The organism is Bacillota bacterium (assembly GCA_012839765.1).
Lineage (GTDB): Bacteria > Bacillota > Limnochordia > DUMW01 > DUMW01 > DUMW01.
The window spans coordinates 1-4,787 of the sequence record DUMW01000094.1; the positions used below are offsets into that span (position 1 = coordinate 1).

Sequence of the window (4,787 nt, forward strand, 5' to 3'; positions counted from 1 at the left end):
CATACCAAAGAAGCACTCAAGGCCGCCTAAGATGAGTAAAAAGTGCAACTGGTAGAAATACGAAGCAATCATGCGATATGTAGATGAAGTACAAGCATATTCTCCAAAACTAGGGGGTCAAGGCGGAGAAGGCCCCCTTTAAACCCGAAGGGCGTAGACACTGCCTCCCTATCGAAACTCCGACCATTTCGACTGACCATGGCCATACCGCCACCATCTTCCCTTTGGACTTACATTACGGGTTCATGAAAGCAATTAATAATGTATTTCTACAAAGCCCCCTAAGATTCCTTCCTAACCAAGAGGATTTTTCTACGCCGTGGGCCAAATGGCCGTCGCTATGCTTTTTCCAGGGTCAGAACCCTTTGGGCTATCCCTCCCCATCGTCTTTCTAGCGGCTTTCCCCGTCATTTGGCAATCTTTCCCTGGTCCCTTCCATGCTTTCGGTTCGACGCTAAGAGCAGAGCCTAGTCTCCCAGGAAAGTGCGGAGGAATTGGGCCGCATCCTGGAAGCAAATCTCATGTCCCCCAGGGAACACTTCCATGTGGGTGCGTTCGGGGATACCTAGCTTCAGGTACAAACGGCGGACCTTCGCGTATTCAAAGGCGACCCACTCATCGCTGCCACAGGGATCGTCAGTCCCCCGTTCCACCATAAACGGGCGAGGAGCGATCAAGTAGGCCATCTCCCCGTGGTTGAAGGTGTGGCCCAAGTTGAATTCATACACTTCATACTCCCCGGTAAACATGTAACTGGAGAAGAACTCCGGCGACACCGTCTTCATGATCCACTCGTTGAAATCCCCAGAACAAATAGAAAGGGCATACCCCGACAGAATGGCAGGGACGCGCAGTGCCGTTTTCCCACCGTAGGACAAGCCATAAAAGCCGATCCGTGCGGGATCCACAAAGGGAAGGCCCCGTAAAAAGGTCAGCCATTGCTGGTGAATCCCGACAATGAAGGAAAAAACGGACCAACCGAGGGGATTGGCCTTCCGCTGCAATACCCGGAACCGGTCACCGGCCGTTCCGATGGAGGGATTCTGCGGGGCAAGGGTAACAAAGCCCTCCTCGGCCAGGGTGCGGGCCAGGGCTTTATATGCCCCTCTCCGCAACAGCACCGCAGGATCCCCCCCCAAGCCATGCTGGCAGACGACGACGGGACGTCTTTCCCCCTCTTTGATTCCCTTCGGAACCAAAAGATAAGCAAAGGCCGGCACCCCCTCCCAAACGTCTATCGATACCTCATAGACATCATAGGCTGGGTTTTCCTCAGACCGCCGACTCCTCGGCATAAGAGATTCCGTGGGCGGAGGACATTTACCGATCACTTCCTCCCAAAAATACGTCCGGTAGGCTTCGGTGGTCTCCTTCCAAGTCTCCACTGATGTAGCGTCCGCCCGGGCCCAGAAGCGCTCTCTAATCTGCCCACTGCGCTGCCAAAGTAAATGGGTATACGCGCAAAGCTGTTGAAACTGACGCTTCCTTTGCTCCTGGTTTTCGTCTGGGCTGATGGGATGAAGGACTGTAACCGGCCCCTCTTCCTTCGGGGCTGTTACGGGACCAAAGCTTTGTAAAAGCTGCCCCAAAGCCCGAGAGGTGCCAGGACCTTGATCCGCCTTTGGTTCGACTAAGACCAGCTTTTCTGTGGCTCCATAAACACCGTAGGCCTTACGGGCCAAGGCCAGTTCGGCCTGCACCTCCGCTGTACTGGGGGTCCTAAGCCGTCCCGGGGCGGCGCCCTGGCGGGATGGCGCAGGAGCAGGGGGCCCAGTGACCACAGGCGCAGGACTTGCTTCCACGATCAGTGTCCGGGGTGCGACCATGGCAGCCAGCTCCGCATCAGTAAATCCCCGAAGTAGACGCCAGACGTTGCGGTAGATCGGCTCCTCCCAGACCCGGAAGCGATCCCCAAAATATCCACTGACACCCACCCCAAGGATCCGCACATCCAAGGCGGCGCTGTGCAGGGCCAAAAGGCCCCCTTCCCCATAGCCGAAGACAACCACTGGCTTTTCCGACGATTCCCGGAAAAACCAATCGACCAAGGCGAGGATCTTCTGCACCTCATAGCCGATGATGTGCCGTCCCATCTGGTAAGCCATCCGGTAGACAAACTCCCGGTGGGGCTGGTTTGTCATCCGCACGGCGGGGTTCCCGGACCAGGTGCAATCACGATCGATCAGGATCGGCACCACTACCTCGCACCCCATCTCAGCTAGGTGGCGGGCAAACTGAGCCCCAGGCGCAAGCCCCTTGGTGAGGCCTACCAAGTCCTCAGGAAGCCAGTCCGCATCCCCCAGGGCGATAGCACGGGCAATGGGTGCCTTCTGGGGTTTCAGGTACAGCCCTTCCCCGAAGACCCCTTCCAACACCGGCCAACGCACCCGGTACACCCCGTAGCCAGCCCCTTCGGCGACTTTAGCAGGACTTCCCGTGGAACAGATATACTCAAGGGCCTCCACGGGCAAGCGGGAATCCACCACTCCCAGATACCGGGCCAGTTCCTTCCGTTTTTCCGCCACTGCCGCGGCCAGCTCCTCCTGGGACGGCAATTGATCAAAGGATTTGTCCCGTTCTTTCCGCCTAGTAGCCAAAGCTTCATCCAAAAACCGGTTCAGTCCCTCCAGGAGAAGCTCCCTGGGATCGGATAATTCAGCAAGATAGTCCGTTCCTAAAAGATGTGTCATCCGCCACCCCTCCCGGTCTCACAACCTTTGTCTTAGTGGGTCAATTGCGGGTTTCGTCCTCGCCGGTCACCGGCAAAACGCGTACCCCATCTGGCCCGGGCAAAGGTTAAGTGGCAAACAATACCTAGAGGATGCTCCGCAGGTATTCCAAACACTGGGCCGACCGCTCTTTAAGGAGGTCCGCATCCACGGTAACCTTACGGGGGTCCCCAAATCCTTCGTACTCACTCAAGTAAGGCCCTTGGTAACCAACAGCCTTTAGTTCTCCAATGATCCCCGGCAAATCCACCAGTCCCTCCCCGAGGGGGACAAATTGCACTGAGCCGTCGGGGCCGTAGACAAAGTCCTTTAGATGGACATTGGCCGCATAGGAGCAAACCTGTCTTGCAAACCGATGCCCCGTTTCCACCGAATGCCCAGCCCAAAAGAAATTGCCCGTATCCAATGTGGCCCGCAGATAGGGAGAGTCAATCTCCTCCAAAAGCCGGCAGATAAGCCCACCATCGTTGAACTGATGACCGTGATTCTCCAAAGCTAGCACCACATCTTGTTCTTCTGCCAGGGCCACGGCCCTTTGGAAACCGGCCTTCACGTGGGCAAAAAGATCAGGGTCGGTCCCATCCCCGGCAAAGACCCGGACCAAGCGACAATCAAATTCCCGGGCTAGCTGGATATAATACTCGAGCTGGGCGACCTCCCTTTGGTGATTCGCCGGGAGGGAAAAATCGTTGTAGCCGGCCACCGAGAGGACCCTAAGTCCTGCCGCCTCAATCTGCTCCTTCGCCTGGGCGCGCTTCGTCCCCTCGGTCAAGTCCAGGGTACCCCGATGGGCCCCGGGGATGGTACACAATTCAAAACCGTCACAACCCAATTCCTGGGCGATGGCCAGGAAACGGGAAAAGGTTACACTGGTAAAACCTAGGCCAACGACACCGATCATGCCACCCGCCTCCTTCCATAATCCTTATGAATTCTTCTGCGGCCTCTTTATTAAGTACAATGCTACGTCATAGTTGGTCCAAAGCACCGCTTTGGGCACGCCTCGGTGATGGAGCCAAGGAAGATCCTTGCCGCTACCCCCTGTTTCCTTTGAGCCAGCACCATACAGATGATCCCTGGGCTGTCCGGATCATTCGTTGTCCAAAGCAGCATCAGCTTCTTAAGAGACGAAAGTACCCCATCAGCGGTGCAAAACGTGGGCTCAACCGACCGAGCTTGCCCCAATGGCAAACACTGCATTGTCCAACTCCTAATTCCCATCTGGTTTACACACCACACCGCAACCCCCACTGGAAGCGAACTCAAGTACGTCTTTTCCCACCTTCAGGCGCCGATCTCCGCTGAAAGGTCCACCAAGCTTCCCTGGCAGTATACTCCCTTTACATCCAAGCCTTGGTCATCTACTTGAAAGACCATCAGGTTTCCAGGGGCACCCACCTGCAATCCCCGGTGCTTCTGCCCCAGCAAACGCAGAGGGTTAAGGGAAGCCATGTCGATAGCCTCCTCAAGGAGACAGCCCGCCAGCCTAACGGCATTAAAAACACCCACCGGCAGAAAGCTTACAGCCCCGGCAAGGTACTCAGTACCGGCCAGCACCACCATGTCTCCTCGCACCTCCACCTGCTGCCCCCATAGGGTATAGGCCCCGTCGGGAAGCCCTGTGAGCGAGACAGCATCGCTGATGAGGATCGAACGCTGCACACCTTTGGCCCGGATGAAGGATTTGAGTACATTGGCCGGCAGGTGCTTGCCATCGGCGATGAAACTTGCCATCAGGCCGTCGTTTCCCAATTGCTCGTAAATGTAGTCGGCATGGCGCGGCACAACTGCATGACAACCGTTACCCAGATGGGTCGACAAGGTCGCACCAGCGTCCACCGCCGCCCTAATTTCCCTGGCGGAGGCATTGGTGTGGCCAATGCCCACCACCACCCCCTCTGCCACCGCTTTCTCAATAAACTCTAGGGCACGGGGCAATTCGGGGGCGAGGGTAATAATCCGAATCGCACCCTGGGCCAGTTCCTGAAGCCGCTGGAATTCTTCCCAATCGGGGAAGGAGACGAACTGCCGCGGATGGGCCCCCCGGGGACCATCCTC

General features: G+C 56.8%; 3 protein-coding genes. All 3 read right to left on the bottom strand.

The window, feature by feature from the left end:
- Positions 1–467: 467 nt before the first annotated feature.
- Positions 468–2,690: a hypothetical protein gene (locus GXX57_09575; GenBank protein ID HHV44896.1), complete on the bottom strand. Its 2,223-nt coding sequence runs from the start codon at positions 2,688–2,690 to the stop codon at positions 468–470.
- 124 nt (positions 2,691–2,814) lie between these two features.
- Positions 2,815–3,630 (bottom strand): sugar phosphate isomerase/epimerase, encoded by an 816-nt coding sequence (locus tag GXX57_09580; protein HHV44897.1) that lies wholly within the window; start codon positions 3,628–3,630, stop codon positions 2,815–2,817.
- Positions 3,631–4,013: 383 nt separating this feature from the next.
- Positions 4,014–4,787, bottom strand: a 774-nt coding sequence (locus GXX57_09585) for an N-acetylglucosamine-6-phosphate deacetylase (GenBank protein ID HHV44898.1), incomplete at its 5' end; no start/stop codon positions are given.